Here is a 20,426-nt window from a genome sequence, read left to right as displayed (position 1 = left end):
GTTTGCGGAACCCATCAGGGCCAGCGGTCAAAACCGCGCAAACAGGCCGGACACATGACTGCTTCTGACAAATGCACAAATCAGATCAAAAATGTCTTGCTATGCAGGAGCCATCCACACAGGCCGTTCGCTGCGATCCCAACCACCACTGGCACCGGCGCCGAGGCTACCAAGAACGCGCTCATCATGACGTCAGATCACGCCCGCCAGGTCAGCTTGCGGGCGTGATCTGACGCGCATTTACGAAGGCTGCCCCATCAACACATCGCCAAATTCTTCGCGCAATTTGGTCTTGAGCACCTTGCCCGTGCTGCCAAGGGGTAGGGTTTCGATGAAAATCACCTTGTCGGGCACCTGCCAGTTGGGAATCTTGCCCGCATAGATCGCCAGAATCTCCGCCTCGGTGACCTGAGATCGGATCGCGCGCTGCACGATCAGCACTGGGCGCTCGGTCCATTTTTCATGACGCGCAGCGATCGCGGCAGCATTGGCCACGCCGGGATGGGCGATTGCGATGTTCTCTAACTCGACCGTTGAAATCCACTCGCCGCCCGATTTGATGATGTCTTTGGAGCGATCACGGATCCCCACATAGCCATTGGGGTCAAGCGTGGCGATGTCGCCGGTGTCAAACCAGCCATCGACCGTCAGCGCGCTTTCATCTTGGCCGAAATACTGCTCGACGATCCAATGGCCGCGGATCTGCAGCTCGCCTTGGGTTTTGCCATCGTTGGGCAGCACATGGCCTTGTTCGTCAACAAGGCGCAACTCAACCCCGAAGGGCGGGCGGCCCTGGCCAAAGCGGATTTCCTCGCGCGCGTGCTCATCCAGCTGGCTATGTTTGCGCAGCAGTTGATTGACCGACCCAAGAGGGCTGGTTTCGGTCATGCCCCAAGCGTGGATCAGTTCGACCCCGTAAAGGTCGCGGAACGCGCTGATCATCGAGGGGGGTAGCGCCGCGCCGCCGACCACCGTGCGCTTAAGGCTTTCGGCCTTTGATCCCGTCGCCTCCAGCCCGGTCAGCAGCCCCATCCAGATCGTGGGCACGCCAAGCGCAAGGCTGACCTCTTCGGCGTCGATCAGGCGCGCGAGGCTCTCGCCATCAAGCTTTGGCCCCGGCAGCACCAGTTTGCACCCCGTCATCGCGGCGACATAGGGAACGCCCCATGCGTTGACGTGAAACATCGGCACCACGGGCATCACCGTGTCACTGGCGCTGATACCAAGCGTATCGGGTTGGTTGCCACCCAAGCTGTGCAACACGGTCGAACGATGGGTATAAAGAACGCCCTTGGGGTTTCCCGTCGTTCCTGAGGTGTAGCACAGCGACGAAGGCGTGGTTTCATCGAACTCGGGCCAGATATAATTGGTATCGCCCTCTGCGATCAGGTCGTCATAAAATAGCAGACCCTCGATCTGGCTGGCTGCTTCTGCGTCATGCGGCCCCATCAGAACGATGGACTTCAACGATGTCAGCTGATCGCGCAGCGCCACGACGAGGGGCAGGAAGGTGCGATCAACGAACAGCACGCGATCCTTGGCGTCGTTGATGATATAGGTCATTTGCTGGGGCGACAGCCGCGGGTTGAGCGTGTGACACACCAGCCCCGCGCCCGACACGCCAAAGTAAATCTCCAGATGGCGGCGGTTGTTCCACGCCAAGGTCGCACAGCGATCACCCAGCGTAAGCCCGCGCCGTTCCAGCGCCGAGGCCAACTGGCGCGCATGGCCCATCACCGTTCCCCAGTTCGAGCGCCTGATCTCGCCTGCTATATCGACCGAGATCACCTCGGCATCGGCGTGATAGCGCTCGGCATGCGTGGCCAGCGCACTGATTAAAAGTGGCATATGCATCATTGAATTCATTGTATCCTCCCGCTCGGCAGCAAGCCGATTGCGTTCCCACGCCCAGAGTGATCGTCCTAGCGACGCTTGGGAAGACTCTTCTAAGATGCTGTGCAAAGATTAGTGGCGTGACGGTGCGTCAGAGACCGGCTTGGCTACAGCACGACACGCGGTTCTGCGCGCCCGGCAATGGGGGTATCTAGCGCAAAGACGCAGCCTTGCGCGGCGTCGGGGTCGGTCATGCCCTCTTGCGCGGTGGTCACGAAAAGCTGGCGAAAATCAGGGCCGCCAAAGGCCGGACATGTACTATTGCGCCCAGCCACCGAAACCGCGCGATCAAAGCTGCCATCGGGCAAATAGCGCGCCACGCGCCCCGCACCCCATTGCGCATTCCACACCGCACCTTGCGCATCCGTCACCGCGCCATCGGGCTTGAGCCCCTCAGAGGTGAGATCGACAAAAACCTCGGGCGCGCCCTCGGGCCAGCCCTGCGCATCTAGCGCCAGCGTCATGATTTTGCCCGTTGGCGTGTCGGCAAAATAGGCGCGCCGCCCGTCGGGGGCAAAACAGATTGCGTTCGGGATCGTGAGATCGCGCAACAGCGGTTCCACCGTGCCGTTATAGTAGCGATAAATCGTGCCCGCCTTTGGCGCGGCGGGTTTGCCCATGGTGGAGGCCCAAAACCCACCCATCGGATCGGCCCGCCCATCATTGCAGCGGGTGTCGTCGCGTGTGGCCTCGATCGCGGCGATGGGTTCATGCCCGCCGGTCAAAATGTCGAACCGGCGCAGCCCGGTCTCGGTCGAGATCAGCAAAGTGTCGCGGTCAATCCAACCCGCCGCCGAGGCCATCTCGCCAATCTGCCATTCCAGCGGCTGATCGCCCGCGCGGCTCAGCAAGCGTCCGCGCAGGATGTCGAACCAGAAGAGCTGGCCGCGCTCGGGGTGCCAGAACGCCCCCTCGCCGAGGAAACAGGTGCGGGCGTCGTAGATCGTGGCGTTCATTGCGTAAAAACCTCGTCAAAGCGGGCGACGAGTGCGCGCGCATTTTGTGATACGATCTTGGCATCATCGCCGGGGCGATAGATAGCACTGCCAATGCCAAAACCCGCCGCCCCGGCGCGTTGCCAGTCAGCCATATTCTCAACCGAAACCCCGCCCACGGCATAAAGCGGCATCTCACGCGGCAAAACGGCAGACATCGCGCGCAAGCCCACTGGCCCGATCAGATCGCCGGGAAACAGTTTGAGCGCATCCGCCCCCGCAGCAATCGCGGCAAACGCTTCGGTCGGGGTCATCACGCCGGGATAGCTTTGCAGCCCTGCCGCCTTGGTTTCAGCGATCACCGCATGGTCGCAATTTGGCGATACGATCAGGCGCGCACCCGTCGCCGCAACGTCGTGCACCTGCTGCGTGCTCAGCACGGTGCCCGCGCCGATATCAGCCTGCGCGCCGAAACGTTCAACCATCGCCTTGATGCTGACAAGCGGCTCGGGCGAGTTAAGCGGCACCTCGATGCGAGTGATCCCGGCGTCGATCAGGGCTTGGGTGACAGGCAGCGCCTCGGGCGGGGTGATCCCGCGCAGGATGGCGATCAGGGGGCGGCTCATGGGCAGGCTCCGATGGTTTTCCAGGCGGCGTGCAGCCCGGCGAGGGTGGTAGGTTCGGCTGGGTAGTCTTGCGTCTGCACGCCATTCGCGCCAAGGGCGCGGGCGTAAAGTGCGGCCAGTTTCGCAGTGCCGATCAGGGCGGCTGTTTGACCTGACCAAAGATCGCGCGTTGCCGCCAGTTCCCAGCCAATTAGCAAACCCGACAGGCGCGAGGCGGCGCTGATCGGATCAAGCCCGTTGAGCAAAGCCGCCGCGCGCAGGGCAAACAGCCCGCCATAGGCGCGCGCAGGATCGCCCAAAGCTTCGGCGCAGGCGGCATCAAAGGCCGATAGATCCGAGCCTTGCAGATCAAGCGTGTGACGCAGCACCGATTGCTGCGAAATCAGCTCGAACAGCTCGCCCGTCATGCAGCTTTGAAACCGCTCGATCCGGCCCGCCCGCAGGCGCACCCATTTCGTATGCGTGCCGGGCAGACAGACCACGCCGTCAAAATCGGGGGTCTGGGCCAGCAGGCCCGCGATCTGGGTCTCTTCGCCGCGCATCACATCGGGCGGGTCATCTTGGCGAATGCCGCAGGCGATATAGACCGGGCGGGGGGCGTGATCGGGCACCCGGATCAGATGCGCGCGCGGATCGGTCGGGGTCGGGTGATAGGGCGCTTCGCTCCAGCCCTGACGCGAGCCGACCATGCCGCAGGCGACAACGGGAATACCCGCCCAATCTGCGCCCCACTGGGCGATTTCTGCCTCAAGCACGGGGCCGAATTGTGCAGGGCTCAGCCGCCCCATTCCTTGATCGCAACTGCGCTTGGACAGCACGTTCTGCCCGCGCATCGCCCAAAGACGCAGATGCGTGGTGCCCCAATCCGCGGCGATCCACTCTGGGGTGGCGCTGATATCTGCGGCACTCATAGTCTTTCCCCTTCGATCACCCACATGGTTTGCGCCAATCCGCATGGCAGGGTGATGCCCTGAGCCATCAAGGCCTGCCCGCTTAATTCCAGCGCGCCCGTTTTCAACGTTGGCGCGCCGCGTGACAAGCCCGCAGCTTGCGCGCGGTTGCGCAACACCAGCCGATAGCGCGCCTGCGGGTCCAGCCCGCTCAGTTGCAGCGGGCGCGGCAGGATCTGCGCCGAGGTCTCGCCCTGACCGACAAAGACCACGAAACGCGCGCCATCTTCGGCCCGTTGCATTTCGGCGATCACGGCGGGGTCCGCAGCCTCAAGGCGGAGGATATCCGCGCGCGCGCGCCAGTCGCGATTGGCTTTCCACCAGGCCGTTACATCGCGCAAGACTTCGGCCTCGTCTTCGATCAGCTCACGCGGATCCATCTCAAATCCCATATGGCGCTGGGCGGCAACCCATGCCCGCATTTCCATGTCGATTACCCGCCCCGAGGTATGACAGCGCCGTGGCCCGACATGGCTGCCCGTCACGACCATCGGCAGGAACAGCGCCGCGTCATGCTGAATGCGCAGCCGTTCAATCGCGTCATTGCTGTCAGACAGCCAGACCCGCGTCGTGCGTTCGAGAATGCCGAAGTCGATCCGCCCGCCCCCCGAGGCACAGCTTTCGAACTCCACCTGCGGATGGGCTATGCGCAACCGATCCAGCAGCGCATAGATCCCGCGCGTTTGGGCGGCGTCCGGATAGGGGAGGACGCGGTTGTGATCCCATTTCACATAGTCGATCGGATGTTGTGATAGCAGCGCGCTGATTGCGCTGAACAGGTGATCGCGCACGTCCTTGCGCGCGATATCCAGCACGCGTTGCTGGCGGCCCTCGATCTGATCGGTGGGCCCAAGCAGCCAATCGGGATGGGCGCGCGCCAGATCGCTGTCGCGATTGACCATCTCGGGTTCGAACCACAGACCAAACCCCATGCCAAGCGCGTTTACATGCGCAATCAGCGGTCCCAATCCGTCGGGATATTTGCGCGGGTCGACCTGCCAATCGCCAAGGCTGGTCGTGTCATCATCGCGCCGCCCGAACCAGCCATCATCCAGCACGAAGCGTTCCGCCCCCAGTCCGGCGGCACGATCCGCGATCTCGCACAGCTCGGCCAGATCGTGTTTGAAATAGATCGCCTCCCAGCAATTGTAATGCACCGGGCGCGGCAGAGCTTTGGCTGGGATTTGCACGATCCGGTCGCGCAAGTGGCGCTGAAACGCGACCGCGCAGCCATTCGAGCCCGCCGCGGAATAGGTCGCGTAAAGGGTCGCGGTTTCAAACTGCGTTCCCGGTGTCAGCTCGCTGCCCGAAGCATGGCCGAACTGGACCTGACGCCGCCCATCGGGCAATTCCTCGGTCACCATTCGATGCCCGCCCGACCAGCCGCAATGAAAGGCGCGGGTTTCGCCACTGGTTTTGGTCGCGCCGCGCGTGGGCAAAATGAGTCCGGGAAAATGTTCGTGCCCGGTGCGCCCCGTGTGATTATCGCGCACCCGCTGACCGGGGGCCCAAGGCGTGGCGGTGATTTGAAACTCACCACACCAGCGGCCGGAAAATTCGAGCATCTCGTCGCAAAGCTGTGGCGCGGGAAAGACCGGGGCGGACAGCCAATGCAGCGTGATCGGCGTCTCACTCTCCAGCGCGGCACGCGCGGTGATCATTCCGGTGGCGGCGTCGAGCGCGAAATCGGCCCGATAGCTCACACCCAACGCCGCATCGCGATAGACCAGCACAAGCCGGTCCGTGCGAACCTCTTGTGACGCGAAACGAAAGGCCGGGCGCAGCACGCGACCCTGCGCATCGCGCGCGATCAAACCCGGCTCTCCGGGGAAGGTTTGCGAGGCTTCGGGGCAGACCGACAGATCGGGGTTTTGATCGAGCATTCCGCCCGTCACATCGCCCTCGGTGCTGGCGGCCAGTTGCGCCAGATCCTCGCACTCGGGCAGGGATGCGCCCCAGTAAATGATCGCGGGAAGTCGATCCTCATGGCTGGCCAGAACAAGGCTTTGGCGTGCGTCTTTCAGATGCCAAGTTCGGATCATTTCACCGCCCCGAGGGTCAACCCTGCAATAAAGTGTTTCTGCATCAGGAAGAACATCGCGACCGGAGGCAACGCCGCCAGAATCGAGCCCGCCGACACCAGTTGCCACGCTGCCACCCATTGCCCGTTCAGTGATTGCAACCCGGCGGTGATAGGCTGCGTATCTGCACCCGTGGTCAGCACCGTCGCCCAGAAATAATCGTTCCAGATGAAGGTAAAGATCAGCACCGACAGCGCGGCAATCGCCGGGCGCACCAGCGGCAGCACGATATGCCAGAAGATTTGCCACTCGCCCACACCCTCGACCCGGGCCGCCTCGATCAACTCGCGCGGCAGGGCCTTGATGAAATTGCGCATGAACAGGGTGCAAAACCCGGTTTGAAACGCGATGTGGAACAGCGCCAACCCAGTGATCGTGTCATAAAGCCCCATCTTCACTGTCAGGTCGCGCACCGGCACCATGAGGATTTGGAAGGGCACGAAATTGCCCGCCACGAAGATGAAAAAGATCAGCAGATTGCCTTTGAACTTGTAAACTGCAAGCGCGTAGCCCGTCAGGCATGACAGCGCCACCGCGCCGATCATCGTCGGGATCGTGACCCGAAACGAGTTCAGCATGTAACTGGCGAAGGGCGAGTTGCGAAACACGTCGAGATAATTCGAAAACGCCAGATAGGAGGGCATCCCGAAATAGTTGCCCTGCGCAAGATCGCTAGAGGGGCGCAGGGAGGTCATCGCAACTCCTAGCAGCGGCAGCAGCCACAAGATCAGCATCACCGGCAGCGCGATCTTATAGGCAGTGCGCGCGGCGGGGCTCATGGTTTGGATCGGTCGCGGAAACATCTTATAGCCCCCTTTCGTCGCGCCACATCTTCCAGATGAAGCCCGAGATGAAGATCATCATGATTGCAAACAGCACCACCGCGATCGCCGCGCCATAGCCCATGCGATAGCCATATTCCGACAGTGCTTGTTCATACATGTAATAGGACAGCACCCGCGATGAGCCGAATGGCCCCCCCGAGGTCATGATCGAGACCAGATCAAAGCTGCGCAAAGCTCCGATGATGGTGACCACCAGCGCGATAAACGTCGCCGGGCGCAGTTGTGGCAGCACGACATACCACAGCATCTTGAGCCCCTTGGCACCGTCAAGGCGGGCGGCCTCGATCTGGTCGGGCGCGACAGAATTCAGCCCCGTCAGATAGAGGATCATGCAATAGGCGATCTGAGGCCAAAGCCCGGCTGCGATGATGCCGTAAGTCACCAGATGAGGATTAGCGAGGATCGCGATTCCCGTCCCGTCGAGCCATTTCGTCAGCGCAAAGAACAGACCAAAGCCCGGCGCGTAGAACCACGAAAAGATTAGTCCGACCACGACCTGAGAGATCACGAACGGAAAGAAAAACAGCGATTTATAAAGCCGTATCCCGCGCAGCTTCTGGTTCAGGAACAGGGCGATGAACAGCCCAGCCGGGATCGCCAGCATATACAAAACCAGCCAGATCACGTTGTTCTTCAGGCTCGTATAAAAGGCGTCATCGTCAAGCAGTTCGACATAGTTTTCCATCCCGATCCAATGCTTCGGGCTAAGCCCGTCCCATTGGTAGAATGAAATCCACATCGATTGCAGGATCGGAATGATCACGTAGATCAGGAACATCAACATTCCGGGGGCCAAAAACAGCCACGGCGCGAGTTTGCGACTCAGGCGGCGGCGTTTGCGCGGGCCGGGAAGGCCGGAGGCTGAACCGGGAATGGCGGGTGCGGCGGTCATCGTCACGCTCCTCGATCTGCAAATTGGGTCAGACGAAACGACGCCCCGTGACAGGGCGCCGTCCAAAGATCGCGAAGATCAGTTCTTGTAGACGCGTTTGCGCATCTTCTCGAGCCGCTCAAGGATCGCATCCAGATGGTCGGGATAGGCCATGAATTCCTGAAAGCCCTCCATCCCAGCCTTGGCCATTGCGGCGGGCGCATCACGGTCAAAGAACTGCGCGATACCGCCATCTGCCGTCGAAAGGATTTTGAAGCCCGCCTGCAGATAGGGGTCGTCGCCCACCGTGCTCTGCACGTTGATGGGAAGCTGGCCCAACGTCTCATTCATCTTGGTTTGCACATCGGCACGCGCCACATAGGCGAGGAATTTCTTCGCATCCGCGACGTTCTTGGCCCCGGCGGGGATGTGAATCGTATCCGTCGGGGCTTCTTCGGCGCGTGGAATGCCCGGCGTGATCTCTGGGAAGTCCATGAATCCCAGCGTGTCATTCGTCATCCCGCCATCCTTGAAGGTGGCGACGGCGAAATTGCCCATCACATAGTTCGCAGCCTTACCCTGAACGATGTTGGACACCGCATCCTGCCAGTCGATCGCCGAGACATTGGGCGTCGTATAGGGCAGTACCTTGGCCCATTCGGCAAAGACCTTGCGCACGCGATCATCCGTCCACGGAATTTCGCCATTGGTCAGCTTCATGTGGAAATCATAGCCGTTGGTGCGCAGATCGAGATAGTCGAATATCCCCGCTGCGGGCCAAAGCGCCTTGGTGCCGGTGGTCAGGCAGTCGATGCCCGCCGCCTTGAATTTTTTGCAATTGCTGATGAACTCGTCCCAAGTCTTTGGCACCTCGGCACCGACTTTTTTATAGACGTCTTTGTTATAATAAATGCCCCACTGGTAGTAGGTATAGGGCACACCCCATTGCTTGCCATCGATCGTCATCGACGACAGCGCGGGCGCAAGACTGTCCTTCAGCCCGTTCTCTTGCCAGACATCTGACACATCCATGAACTGCCCCGATTTGACGAAGGGGGCCATCCGGTTGCCCGCATACCAATTCGCCAGATCCGGGCTGTCAGCGGTCAAAAAATTACGAATCGCCGTCTTGTAACCCTCGTGATCGAAGATGTTCACGACGACATGAACGTCCGGATTTTCCGCCTCAAAGCCTTTGATCAGCTGATCAAAGGCGGCTTTGGGCGCGGGGTCGGACGCATCGGTATTCAGTGTCAGCGTGCGCTGCTGGGCCAATGCAGGCAGGGCCATACCGGCCACAAGCGCCGCAATGGCTGCGGTTTTCAAAAGTTTCATCGGTTCTCCTCCCGGTTTCTGCAAGCAAGGCTCCTAATTTAGTTCCATATGTTGAAACCTTGTTTTACATATTGAAATGCTGCCGTGAATCGCGCATCCTGTCAACAGTCCTGTGGAGGAGGCCTATGAGCAAACACGAACCCCAACCCGCGCATGAAGATGGCACTGTCGGGCGAACGCTTGGCGTACTGGACCTTGTTGCTGGCTTTGCGCGCCCGGTCCGGTTTGCAGAATTGCTGCCGGTCTCGGGGCTGCCCAAGGCCACGCTGTATCGCTTTCTGCAAACGCTGACCAATCAGGGCATGCTGGCCTATGATGACGAGCGCCAAAGCTACGCGCCGGGCCTGCGTTTGGTGCGTCTTGCACATGCGGCTTGGGCGCAAAGCTCGCTCGCGCCGGTCGCCGCGCCCTATCTGGATGCGCTGTCGGCCAAGACCGGGCAGACGCTGCATCTGGCGCAGCTTGATCAGGGCATGGTGCTTTATGTCGACAAGCGCAACGCCGCGCGCCCGGTCGAGATGTTCTCGCAATCGGGCAAGGTCGGGCCGGCGTACTGCACGGGCGTGGGCAAGGCGATGCTGGCCCATCTGGCCCCAGAGCCGCTAGAGGCCGCCATCGCGCGTCAAAGCTTTCATCGCTTCACCGAGCATACTTTGGTCGATGCGCAGTCGCTGCGCAAAGAATTGGAGGCGATCCGCGTTCGTGGGTTCGCCTGGGATGCCGAGGAGCACGAACCCGGCATTCGCTGCATCGCCGCCCCCATCTTGTCGCAAAGCGGGCGCGTTCTTGGGGCTTTGTCGATCACGGCAGGCCAACGCGAGGGTCATGACGCGCTGGAATCATACGCGCCGCTTTTGCTTGAGGCAGCGCAGCAGATCGCAAAAGCCGCCGCTGCATGGCGCTTTCCAGAGCAAAACAGGGAGGACGGACAGTGAGCGGAGTTGCATTGCAAAAAATCGTCAAACGGTTTGGCGAGGCTGAGGTAATCCACGGTGTCGATCTGATGGTCGAACCGGGGGAGTTTTGCGTCTTTGTCGGCCCGTCTGGCTGTGGGAAATCGACATTGCTGCGTATGATCGCGGGGCTCGAAAACACCAGCGGTGGCGCGATCCGCATTGGCGATCACGACGTCACCCATGCCGAACCTGCCGAGCGCGGCATTGCGATGGTATTTCAGACCTACGCGCTCTATCCGCATATGACGGTAGCCGAAAATATGGGGTTTGGCCTCAAGATGAACGGCCACCCCAAGGCCGAAATCGCCGCGAAAGTGCGCGAGGCGGCCGATATCCTCAAGCTGGAGCCGCTGCTGGATCGCAAGCCCGCCGCTTTGTCCGGCGGTCAGCGCCAGCGCGTCGCCATCGGGCGGGCCATCACGCGCGGGCCGCAGGTATTTTTGTTTGACGAGCCGCTCTCCAACCTCGATGCGGAACTGCGTGTCGAGATGCGCGCCGAGATCGCCCGGCTGCATCGCGAGATCGGCGCAACGATGATCTACGTCACCCATGATCAGGTCGAAGCGATGACGATGGCCGACAAGATTGTGGTGCTGCGCGCGGGCAATATCGAACAGGTCGGCGCGCCGATGGACCTGTATGACGACCCCGACAATCGTTTCGTGGCGGGCTTCATGGGCTCGCCCTCGATGAATTTCCTCGCCGGGAGGATCAAAGGTGGCGCAATCGAAGTTCCGGGACTGGAAAGCGCGATCAATGTGGCACTGGCCCTGCCGCCCGAGGGCACCGAAGTCGAGGTCGGTTTGCGGCCAAATGCGCTCAAGATCGTCGCGGATGCGGGTGCTTTTGCTGTCGATATGGCGGAAAACCTTGGCGGCGTCAGCTATGCCCATCTGCGTGCACCAAGCGGGGAACGCGTGATCGTGGAGACCGATCAGCGGCTTTCGACCGCGGGCGGCGGCACGGTCGGGCTGCGCTTTGACCCGGAAGAAGTCTATGTGTTTCGCGCCGATACTGGCGCACGCGTGCGCCCATGAGCCTTGCGATCGGTCTTGTCGGCTTGGGCGCGATTGCGCGCGCGCAGCACCTGCCTGCGCTTGAACAGGTTGACGGTGTGCATCTGGCCGCTCTGGCCAGCCGCAACGCGACGCTGCCCGATCTGCCCTGCTACCCCGATATCGACGCGCTGCTCGCAGCACAGCCTGATATCGGTGCGATTTCGCTTTGCACCCCGCCGCAAGGCCGCTTCGATCAGGCGATGTCGGTGCTGCGCGCGGGGCGTCATCTGATGCTGGAAAAGCCCCCCGGCGCCACCGTCTCCGAAGTCGAGGCCCTGCGCGAGGAAGCGGCGCGCCGTGGGCTGACGCTGTTTGCAAGCTGGCATTCGCGCGCGGCAGCGGCGGTTGATTTGGCGCGTGCGTGGTTGGCCGGACAACGCCTGCGCGCGGTGCAGATCGACTGGCGTGAAGACGTGCGCAAATGGCATCCGGGCCAGCAGTGGATTTGGCAGGCGGGTGGCCTCGGCGTGTTCGATCCCGGTATCAATGCGCTTTCAATTCTGACTGCGGTTCTGGCCGATCCGGTGCGTTTGATCTCGGCAGACCTTTCGGTGCCAGAGGGGCGCGAAACCCCAATCGCGGCCAGCCTTGAGATGCGCACGGGCGCGGTGCCAATCGGGGCCAATTTCGACTGGCGTGAAACTGGCGATGAGCTATGGCGCATCCAGTTTGACACCGACGAAGGTCGCGCAACGCTTGATCAGGGCGGGGCGCGCTTCGCGATTGACGGGCGGGTGCAGCCGGCTGCGGACCGATCAGAATATGCTACGCTTTATGCCCGGTTCCGCGATCTGGTTGCGCGGGGCGAAAGGGATGTCGATGTCACGCCGCTGCGGTTGGTCGCGGATGCGTTTCTGTGTGGTCACACGCAACAAGTTGAACCGTTTCAAGAGGTGCCCCATGGCTGAGCCAATGTGCAAAATCGCGCTGCCTTCGGGCGTGCAGGCCGTCATTCTACCCTTTGGCGCGGTGCTGCATTCGCTGCAAGTGCCGGATCGGAATGGAGTTCTGGGCGAGGTGCTGATGGGTCCGAAAGACCCGCGCGATCATCGCCACGCGCGCGGATTTCATGGCGCAACGGTGGGGCGGTTTGCCAATCGCATCGGCTCTGCGCGCTTTACGCTCAACGACGAGACGTTCGATCTAAGCGCGAATGAGGGCCCGACCTGTTTGCATGGCGGTATTGATGGGTTTGATCGGCGCGATTGGCAGGTGCTTGATCACCGCGCCGACAGGGTGACTTTGGGGCTTTTCAGTCCCGATGGCGATCAGGGCTTTCCCGGTGATCTGGAGGTCGAGGCCGAGTTTGCCCTGTCCGAGCCGGGCACACTGACCCTGACCTATCGCGCCCGCGTCTCGCGCGCCTGTCCGGTTTCTATTACGTCGCATGGCTATTTCAATCTCGTCGGGGGAGGGCCGGTGCGCGATCATCTGCTTTGTATCAACGCGCAGCGCTATTTGCCCGTTGATGCCGCCTTGATCCCGCTGGGCGCGCCCCGGCCAGTGGCTGATACGATGTTTGATTATCGCGCGCTGCGCCCGGTCTTGCGGCAAGGTGATCCGGGCATTGATCATTGCTTTTGTCTGGAGGTCGGCGAAGAGATGCATGAGGCCGCGACGCTGTATGACCCTGTCTCGGGGCGGGTCATGCAAATCACGACGAACCAGCCGGGCCTGCAGCTATACACGGTCAATAGCCCCGCAGTCGACGTGCCCGTGAATCACGCGCTGTGCCTTGAACCGCAAGCCTGGCCAGACGCGCCCAATCGCCCCGATTTTCCCAATGCCATCCTGGAACCCGGCGAAAGCTATTTCCATCAAACCCGGCTGGCATTCACCACGAGGTCAAAATGAAAATCACCGCCATCGAAACATTCATCGTCCCGCCGCGCTGGTGCTTTGTGAAAATCTCGACCGATGAGGGGATCAGCGGCTGGGGCGAACCGGTCCTTGAGGGGCGCGCGGCGACCGTTGCAGCCTGTGTCGAGGAACTCTCGGACTATCTGATCGGCAAGGATCCCGGCCATATTCAGGACCATTGGACGGTGATGTATCGCGGCGGATTCTATCGCGGCGGCGGCATTCATATGTCGGCCATTGCGGGCATTGATCAGGCACTGTGGGACATCAAGGGCCGCGCGCTAGGCGTGCCGGTGCATGCGCTTTTGGGTGGCCAGCAGCGTGATCGCATTCGGGTCTATAGCTGGATCGGCGGCGATCGTCCCGGCGACACCGCGAACATGGCACGCGAATGCGGTGAACGCGGCTTCACGGCGGTTAAGATGAACGCCACCGAAGAGCTGCAATTCATCGACAGCCACGCCAAAATCGACGCTGTTCTGGCGCGCGTGCAGGCGATCCGCGAGGCGATGGGCCCCGATTTCGGGATCGGGATCGACTTTCACGGTCGGGTGCATCGCCCGATGGCCAAACAGCTTGCCAAAGAGCTGGAACCATTCAACCTGATGTTCATCGAAGAGCCGGTGCTGAGCGAACATGCCGAGGTGCTGCGCGAGATCGCCAATCATTGCGCAACGCCGATTGCGTTGGGCGAGCGGCTCTATTCGCGCTGGGATTTCAAGGAGGTTCTGGCGGGCGGTTTCGTTGATATCATCCAGCCCGATCCCAGCCATTCCGGCGGCATCACCGAGACCTTCAAGATCGCCGCGATGGCCGAGGCCCATGATGTTGCGCTGGCGCTGCACTGCCCGCTGGGGCCGATCGCGCTGGCGGCGAATCTGCAACTGGATGCGGTCTGCTACAACGCCTTCATTCAGGAACAATCGCTGGGCATTCACTACAATCAGGGCTCGGATTTGCTGGATTACCTGATCGATCCCAAGGTGTTCGCCTATCAAGACGGCTATGTCGCGATCCCGCAGGGGCCGGGGCTTGGCATTGAAGTCAACGAGGACAAGGTGCGCCAGGCCGCCGCCGAAGGGCATCGCTGGCGCAACCCCATCTGGCGTCATGCCGATGGCAGCTTTGCGGAGTGGTAAGATGCGCAAGATCACCAAACTGAACACCGACTGGTACTTTACTGAAGGGTTCGAGCCGGACTGGACGCAGGCAGCGAGGCAAGGCGCGCGCGTGACGCTGCCTCATAACGCCGTCGATCTCGAGATGAGCTATTTCGACGAGCGCGCGTTCCAGCGCGTCTTCACCTATCAGCGCGAGATTGACTGGCAGCCCGATTGGGCGGGCAAAGTCGTGCAGTTGCGCTTTGACGCGGCGATGGCGGATGCCGTGGTCTGGGTGAACGGGGTCGAGGTGACGCGCCACCGCGACGGTTACACGCCGTTTACCGTGCCGCTGGAAAATCCGATTGGGTCGGGAACAATCCGCGTGACGGTGCGCATCGATGGCAGTGAAAACCCTGAGATCCCGCCTTTTGGCGGACGGATCGACTATCTGACCTATGCCGGGATTTATCGCGATGTCTGGCTGGAAGTGCTTCCTGCGCGCCATATCCAAAGCCTCAAGATCGAGACGCCTGATGTGCTGGCAAGCCAGAAGCGCGTGGTGGTGAAGCTCGAAACGTCACAACCCGGCGCCGTGGACCTGGTGCTGCGCGATCCCGAGGGCGTGGAAATTGCGCGGCGTGAAACGGTTGTTTCTGATAATATTGAATTTTCTGATTTATCGAAAATAATGCTCTGGTCCCCCGAGACTCCGGCGCTTTACACGCTAGAAACCACGCTGCCCGATAGCGGTGATCGTCTCGTTCAGCGCTTCGGTTTTCGCGAGGCGCGTTTCACTCCCGACGGGTTTTTCCTCAACGGCGAACGGGTCGTGCTGCGCGGGTTGAACCGCCATCAAAGCTTTCCCTATTCTGGCTATGCACAGGGCCAGCGCAGCCAAGAACGCGACGCCGAAATTTTGCGCTTTGATCTGGGCTGCAATATCGTGCGCACCTCGCATTATCCGCAAAGCCCGTATTTTCTGGATCGCTGCGACGAGATCGGCCTGATGGCCTTTGAGGAGATCCCAGGCTGGCAACATATCGGCGGCCCCGGCTGGCAAGATGAATCGGTTGAAAATGTCGGGCGGATGATCCGGCGCGACTGGAACCACCCCTCGATCATCATCTGGGGCGTGCGCATCAATGAAAGCCCCGATGCCGATGACTTCTACGCGCGCACCAACGCGCTCGCCCATGACCTTGACCCGACGCGCCCCACTGGCGGCGTGCGCTGCATTCCCGACAGCCATCTGCTCGAAGACGTCTACACGATGAATGATTTCGTTCTGGGCGAGTTCGAACGGCCCGGCACGAACCGCCCGCGCATGGGCTTGCGCGATCAGCAAGAGGTGACCGGGCTGCCCAACCGCGTGCCCTATCTGGTGACCGAATATAATGGGCATATGTATCCCACCAAGGCGGGCGACCCCGAACATCGCCAGCACGAACATGTGCTGCGCCATCTTGAGGTGCTAAACGCCGCGCATGACCCGGATGCCGGGATCGCGGGCTGCATTGGCTGGTGTATGTTTGACTATAACACGCATAAAGATTTCGGCGCAGGCGACCGGATTTGCCATCACGGCGTGATGAGCATTTTCCGCGAGCCGAAATTTGCCGCCTATGCCTATGCCAGTCAGATGCCGCCCGAGGATAAGATCGTGATGGAGCCGGTCACCGTCTGGGCGCGCGGCGAGCGCAATATCGGCGGCGTGCTGCCGCTGATCGTGCTGAGCAACTGCGATGAGGTTGAGCTATCTTATGCCGATGTCGTCAAGCGCGTCGGTCCCGACCGCGAACGCTTCCCGCATCTGCCCCATCCACCGATCATCATCGATCATCGCCATTTCACCGAGGCTGAGCTGGGTCAGTGGGGCGAAAGCTGGCATGGCGGCAAGGTCACCGGGTTCGTAAACGGAAAACCGGTCACCGAGCGGATTTTCCCCGCCGATGCGCTGTTTACGGCGCTTGAGGCTTCCCCAGACGTGACCCGCGCCGAGGCCGCGCCCGATGACGAAATTCGCGTCATGATCCGCGCGCGCGATCAGGCGGGCAACAAGCTGCACTTCCTCAATGAGCCGGTGTTTCTAAGCGTCGAGGGCCCTGCACGGTTGATCGGGTCGCAGTGTCCGGTGCTGGCGGGGGGCGCAACGGGCTGCTGGCTGCGACTGAGCGGCGAGCAGGGCACCGTGCGCCTGACAGCGCGGCTGCGCGATCAAAGCGTGCAGAGCGAAATTGAGATCGTTGCGCCCGGAATCGCAAGCCACGGCCCCATAACTCAACCAAGGTCCGGAGGCGAGTAAGGGCGTCGAAGCCCTACAGACGGTTTTGCACTGGGGCGCGATGAGCCCCGCCAAAGCGGGGCTTGGTCATCTTGTGCGATCACCAAGCCCCGGTCCTTAGACAAAGCGGTTCCAAAGGTTCTCTAGCCGCTCTTGTCGGCCAGATCGCGGGGCGGGGTTGATCCCTTGACTGCGCACCCGCGCCTCGATTGCCGCAAGATCAGAGGTCAGCATCGCCCGGTTCTCGGGCGCGTCCCAACCCGCATAACGGGCGTTGCGGGCCTCTTCCAACGCGCCATCTTCCAGCAGCGCCGCAGCCGCCTTGAGCGCGCGCGCACAAACATCCATCGCGCCGACATGGGCTGCGATCAAATCCTCGGGGTCCAGCGATTGACGGCGCAGCTTGGCGTCGAAATTCGTTCCGCCCGTGGTAAAGCCACCCGCCTTGAGCACCTCGTAATAGGCGCGCGCCATCTCGGGGACGTTGTCTGGGAATTGATCGGTATCCCAGCCCGATTGATAGTCGTTGCGGTTCATGTCGATCGAGCCGAAAATCCCCAGCGAGGCCGCCAGCGCCAGCTCATGTTCAAAGCTGTGCCCAGCCAAAATCGCGTGGCCCTGCTCGATATTCACCTTCACTTCGTTCTCAAGCCCAAAGCGTTTGAGGAACCCGTAAACCGTGGCGACATCGTAATCATATTGATGCTTGGAGGGTTCTTGCGGCTTGGGTTCGATCAGGATCGCGCCTTTGAAACCGATCTTGTGCTTGTAATCGACCACCATCGACAGGAACGCCCCGGCCTGCTCGGCCTCGCGGGTCAGATCGGTGTTGAGCAGCGTCTCATAACCCTCACGCCCGCCCCAAAGCACGTAGTTCTCGCCACCCAACTTGTGGGTCGCATCCATGCAGGTTTTCACCGTCGCGGCGGACCAGGCAAACACCTCGGGATCGGGGTTGGTCGCAGCGCCAGACATAAAGCGGCGATGCGAAAACAGGTTCGCCGTGCCCCAAAGAAGGCGCGTCTCTGAGCTTTCCATCTTCTGTGCGAAGTAATCGACGATCTCTTCGAGATTGCGCGTATTTTCGGCGAAATCCGCGCCTTCAGGGCGCACATCGGCATCGTGAAAACAAAAGAACGGCGCGCCGAGAATATCGAACATCTCAAAGGCCACATCAGCTTTCAGCTTTGCCAAATCCATCGTGTCGCCAAACCAAGGGCGCTCAAAGGTCTGGCCGCCAAACGGGTCGCCGCCGGGCCATGCGAAACTGTGCCAATAGGCGACGGCGAAACGCAGATGATCGGCCATCCGCTTGCCCATGACGATCTCGTCTGGATTGTAATGGCGAAAGGCCAGATCGCTGCTGGCGTCGAGGCCTTCGTATTTGATCGGAGTAATGCCGTTGAAAAAGTCCGTCATGTCAGTCCCTTGATGGCTAAAGCTGCGGCGCGGTAGCGCGCGTGACCTGCGTCGAATGCGTCAGAAAGGGCCGCGACAGGTTCGATCACGGCCGAGATTGTGGGAGGGGTGGCGATCTCGGCACCGGCCCCGGTGGCGGCCATCATGCCCAGCCGCGCCGCGCCGAACGCTCCGCCGAAATCCCCTGCAACTGGCAGCGAGACGGGGGTGCCCAGCGCGGTGGCAATCGCCTGACACCAATAGCGCGAGCGCGACCCGCCACCGACCGCCAGAAGGCTTTCGATCCGGGTGCCTGTCGCGGCCAGCGCATCGCGGCAATCGCGGATGGCAAAGGTCACCCCTTCCAGAACGGCGCGCGTGGCCGCCGCCCGGTCGGTCGCATGCTCCAACCCGATGAACGCGCCACGGATCGCGGCATCGTTGAGCGGCGTGCGCTCTCCGCCGAGATAAGGAAGGAAGCGGGTTTTGCCCGGTGCCGCCAGATCGCCCAGCGCATCGGTCAGATCGGCGACGTCCGTATTCAGCAGCCGCCCATACCAGTTCAGCGCATCGGTTGCAGCCAAGATCACGCCCATCTGGTGCCAGGTATCAGGCAGGGCATGGCAAAAACTGTGCACGGCACTGGCCGGGTCGGGCTGATAGCCGTCATTGGCGGCAAACAGCACCCCCGATGTGCCCAGCGAGACAAAGGCCTGCCCCGCCTTGACCACGCCAACACCGATTCCCGAGGCGGCATTGTCGCCGCCCCCGCCCGCTACGACCACGTCGCGCCCAAGGCCAAATCGCGCCGCCAATTCGGAGCGCACCACGCCCGAAACCTCCGAGCCCTCGACAAGACGCGGCATCTGCTCGCGGCGCATGTTGGTGGCGGATAAAAGCGCATCCGACCAATCGCGCACGCCGGTGTCAAACCAGCTTGTGCCCGCTGCGTCCGACATCTCGGCCACGTGTTCGCCAGTCAGCCAGAAACGCAGGTAGTCTTTGGGCAAAAGCACCTTCGACACCTTGGCGAATGTCTTAGGCTCATGCCGGGCGATCCAGACAAGTTTCGGCGCGGTAAAGCCCGGAAACACGATATTCCCGGTGATCTGGCGAAACTGCGGGTCGCCATCCAGCTCGACGGCCTCGCGATGGGCGCGGGTGTCGTTCCATAAGATGCAGGGCCGCAACACATCGCCGGACGCGTCCAGCAAGGTCGCACCGTGCATTTGCCCCGACAACCCGATCCCACGCACCTTCGAGAGATCATGTGCGGCCAAGGCCCCCAGCACCGCTTCGGTCGCGCGCAGCCAGTCGGCGGGAGATTGTTCTGACCAGCCCTCTTGCGGGCGTGAAACGCTCAGCGGATGTGTGGCTTCGGCCAGCACATGCTGAGCGTCATCCATCAGGATGCCTTTCAGCCCGGATGTGCCAAGATCCAATCCAAGAAACATTATGCCTCCGGTTTCTTACCCAAGATGATCATGCCAAGGATATCCTCATCAGTGACCTCATCGACATTCACAGTTCCGACAAGTTGGCCGTTTTTCATCACGCTTGCGCGGTCACACAGGCGCATCACGTTGTGGATGTCATGTTCAATCAGGAAAATCCCAAGCCCCTGCGCCTTTAGCTCTTCGATCAACTCGGCCACCATCTGCGTCTCGTGCGGGCCAAGGGCGGCAGTGGGTTCATCCATGATCAGGATGCGGGCGTTGAAATAGACCGCACGCGCGATGGCCACCGATTGCCGCTGACCGCCCGAAAGCGCCTTTACCGGGTCTTTGAACTTGCGGAAATTGGGGTTGAGACGACCCATGATCTTGCGCGTCTCGGCCTCCATCCGGTCGTCATCGACAAAGCCGCCGGGGCCAGTGATCTCGCGCCCCAGAAACAGGTTTGAGGCCGCATCAAGGTTATCTGCCAGCGCCAAGGTCTGATAGATCGTCTCAATGTTGCAGTCGCGCGCATCGCGCGGATTGCGGATTTCGGCCTTCTCGCCATTGATGAAAATCTCGCCAGAATCCATCTGGTAAGCACCCGAGAGGCATTTGATCAGCGTCGATTTGCCCGCGCCGTTATGCCCCAAAAGCCCCACGACCTCGCCGGGGAACAGGTCGATCGTGACGTGATCGACCGCCTTGACCCCGCCAAAGGCAATCGAGATGTTGCGCAGTTCGACAAGCGGTGTGCCGGTGCGATCGAGTGTAGAGGTTTGCGTCATGCTCATGCTG

Annotated in this window: 17 protein-coding genes and 1 pseudogene; 7 read left to right on the top strand and 11 right to left on the bottom strand. The window is 61.3% G+C overall.

The annotated features are described in order from the left end of the window. Nucleotides 1-228, top strand: a pseudogene (locus AB4874_RS20095) (hypothetical protein); the annotation flags it as partial. Between the two features lie 12 nt (nt 229-240). On the opposite strand, the gene AB4874_RS17195 reads toward AB4874_RS20095, so the two are convergent. The 8 genes from AB4874_RS17195 to AB4874_RS17160 form a co-directional block, all read right to left on the bottom strand. Next, nucleotides 241-1,866 (bottom strand): long-chain fatty acid--CoA ligase, encoded by a 1,626-nt coding sequence (locus AB4874_RS17195; protein WP_368392898.1) that lies wholly within the window; start codon nt 1,864-1,866, stop codon nt 241-243. Nucleotides 1,867-2,000: 134 nt separating this feature from the next. Further along, nucleotides 2,001-2,849 (bottom strand): SMP-30/gluconolactonase/LRE family protein, encoded by an 849-nt coding sequence (locus AB4874_RS17190; RefSeq protein WP_368392897.1) that lies wholly within the window; start codon nt 2,847-2,849, stop codon nt 2,001-2,003. After that, nucleotides 2,846-3,454, bottom strand: a complete 609-nt coding sequence (locus AB4874_RS17185) for a 2-dehydro-3-deoxy-6-phosphogalactonate aldolase (protein ID WP_368392896.1) — start codon at nt 3,452-3,454, stop codon at nt 2,846-2,848. The genes AB4874_RS17190 and AB4874_RS17185 overlap by 4 nt, the downstream gene beginning before the upstream one ends. Next, on the bottom strand, nt 3,451-4,365 hold the full coding sequence (locus AB4874_RS17180) for a 2-dehydro-3-deoxygalactonokinase (RefSeq protein ID WP_368392895.1): 915 nt from the start codon (nt 4,363-4,365) through the stop codon (nt 3,451-3,453). The genes AB4874_RS17185 and AB4874_RS17180 overlap by 4 nt, the downstream gene beginning before the upstream one ends. Next, on the bottom strand, nt 4,362-6,446 hold the full coding sequence (locus AB4874_RS17175) for an alpha-galactosidase (RefSeq protein ID WP_368392894.1): 2,085 nt from the start codon (nt 6,444-6,446) through the stop codon (nt 4,362-4,364). Before AB4874_RS17175 ends, AB4874_RS17180 begins: the two co-directional genes overlap by 4 nt. Beyond that, nucleotides 6,443-7,288 (bottom strand): carbohydrate ABC transporter permease, encoded by an 846-nt coding sequence (locus AB4874_RS17170; protein WP_295530008.1) that lies wholly within the window; start codon nt 7,286-7,288, stop codon nt 6,443-6,445. Before AB4874_RS17170 ends, AB4874_RS17175 begins: the two co-directional genes overlap by 4 nt. Nucleotide 7,289: 1 nt before the next feature. Further along, a complete protein-coding gene (locus AB4874_RS17165; protein ID WP_295530005.1) occupies nt 7,290-8,222 on the bottom strand; it encodes a carbohydrate ABC transporter permease in 933 nt (310 codons plus the stop codon). Nucleotides 8,223-8,300: 78 nt separating this feature from the next. After that, nucleotides 8,301-9,536, bottom strand: coding sequence for an ABC transporter substrate-binding protein (locus AB4874_RS17160; RefSeq protein ID WP_295530002.1), 1,236 nt, complete (start codon nt 9,534-9,536; stop codon nt 8,301-8,303). Between the two features lie 125 nt (nt 9,537-9,661). Here AB4874_RS17160 and AB4874_RS17155 point away from each other — a divergent pair, with 125 nt between their 5' ends. From AB4874_RS17155 to AB4874_RS17130, 6 genes are read left to right on the top strand one after another with little or no spacing between them, the layout of a single operon-like run. Next, the gene (locus tag AB4874_RS17155; protein WP_295529999.1) at nt 9,662-10,471 is read left to right on the top strand and encodes an IclR family transcriptional regulator; all 810 of its coding nucleotides are present in this window, start codon (nt 9,662-9,664) and stop codon (nt 10,469-10,471) included. Next, the gene (locus tag AB4874_RS17150; protein WP_368392893.1) at nt 10,468-11,529 is read left to right on the top strand and encodes an ABC transporter ATP-binding protein; all 1,062 of its coding nucleotides are present in this window, start codon (nt 10,468-10,470) and stop codon (nt 11,527-11,529) included. The genes AB4874_RS17155 and AB4874_RS17150 overlap by 4 nt, the downstream gene beginning before the upstream one ends. Further along, nucleotides 11,526-12,458 carry a Gfo/Idh/MocA family protein gene (locus tag AB4874_RS17145; RefSeq protein WP_368392892.1) on the top strand — a complete coding sequence of 311 codons (933 nt, stop codon included), beginning with the start codon at nt 11,526-11,528 and terminating at the stop codon, nt 12,456-12,458. The genes AB4874_RS17150 and AB4874_RS17145 overlap by 4 nt, the downstream gene beginning before the upstream one ends. After that, nucleotides 12,451-13,404, top strand: coding sequence for an aldose epimerase family protein (locus AB4874_RS17140; protein ID WP_368392891.1), 954 nt, complete (start codon nt 12,451-12,453; stop codon nt 13,402-13,404). The genes AB4874_RS17145 and AB4874_RS17140 overlap by 8 nt, the downstream gene beginning before the upstream one ends. Then, nucleotides 13,401-14,549 carry a galactonate dehydratase gene (dgoD, locus tag AB4874_RS17135; RefSeq protein ID WP_368392890.1) on the top strand — a complete coding sequence of 383 codons (1,149 nt, stop codon included), beginning with the start codon at nt 13,401-13,403 and terminating at the stop codon, nt 14,547-14,549. The genes AB4874_RS17140 and dgoD overlap by 4 nt, the downstream gene beginning before the upstream one ends. 1 nt (nt 14,550) lies before the next feature. Next, nucleotides 14,551-16,815 carry a glycoside hydrolase family 2 protein gene (locus tag AB4874_RS17130; protein ID WP_368392889.1) on the top strand — a complete coding sequence of 755 codons (2,265 nt, stop codon included), beginning with the start codon at nt 14,551-14,553 and terminating at the stop codon, nt 16,813-16,815. Nucleotides 16,816-16,911: 96 nt separating this feature from the next. On the opposite strand, the gene xylA is transcribed toward AB4874_RS17130, so the two are convergent. From xylA to AB4874_RS17115, 3 genes are read right to left on the bottom strand one after another with little or no spacing between them, the layout of a single operon-like run. Continuing rightward, nucleotides 16,912-18,213 (bottom strand): xylose isomerase, encoded by a 1,302-nt coding sequence (xylA, locus tag AB4874_RS17125; protein WP_368392888.1) that lies wholly within the window; start codon nt 18,211-18,213, stop codon nt 16,912-16,914. Next, nucleotides 18,210-19,646, bottom strand: coding sequence for a xylulokinase (xylB, locus tag AB4874_RS17120; RefSeq protein WP_368392887.1), 1,437 nt, complete (start codon nt 19,644-19,646; stop codon nt 18,210-18,212). The genes xylA and xylB overlap by 4 nt, the downstream gene beginning before the upstream one ends. Next, nucleotides 19,646-20,416 (bottom strand): ATP-binding cassette domain-containing protein, encoded by a 771-nt coding sequence (locus AB4874_RS17115; protein WP_295530235.1) that lies wholly within the window; start codon nt 20,414-20,416, stop codon nt 19,646-19,648. The genes xylB and AB4874_RS17115 overlap by 1 nt, the downstream gene beginning before the upstream one ends. Between the last annotated feature and the right edge of the window lie 10 nt (nt 20,417-20,426).

The sequence above is a fragment of the Thioclava arctica genome, from assembly GCF_040892615.1.
GTDB classification, from domain to species: domain Bacteria; phylum Pseudomonadota; class Alphaproteobacteria; order Rhodobacterales; family Rhodobacteraceae; genus Thioclava; species Thioclava arctica.
This window is presented reverse-complemented; position numbering and strand designations above follow the sequence as displayed.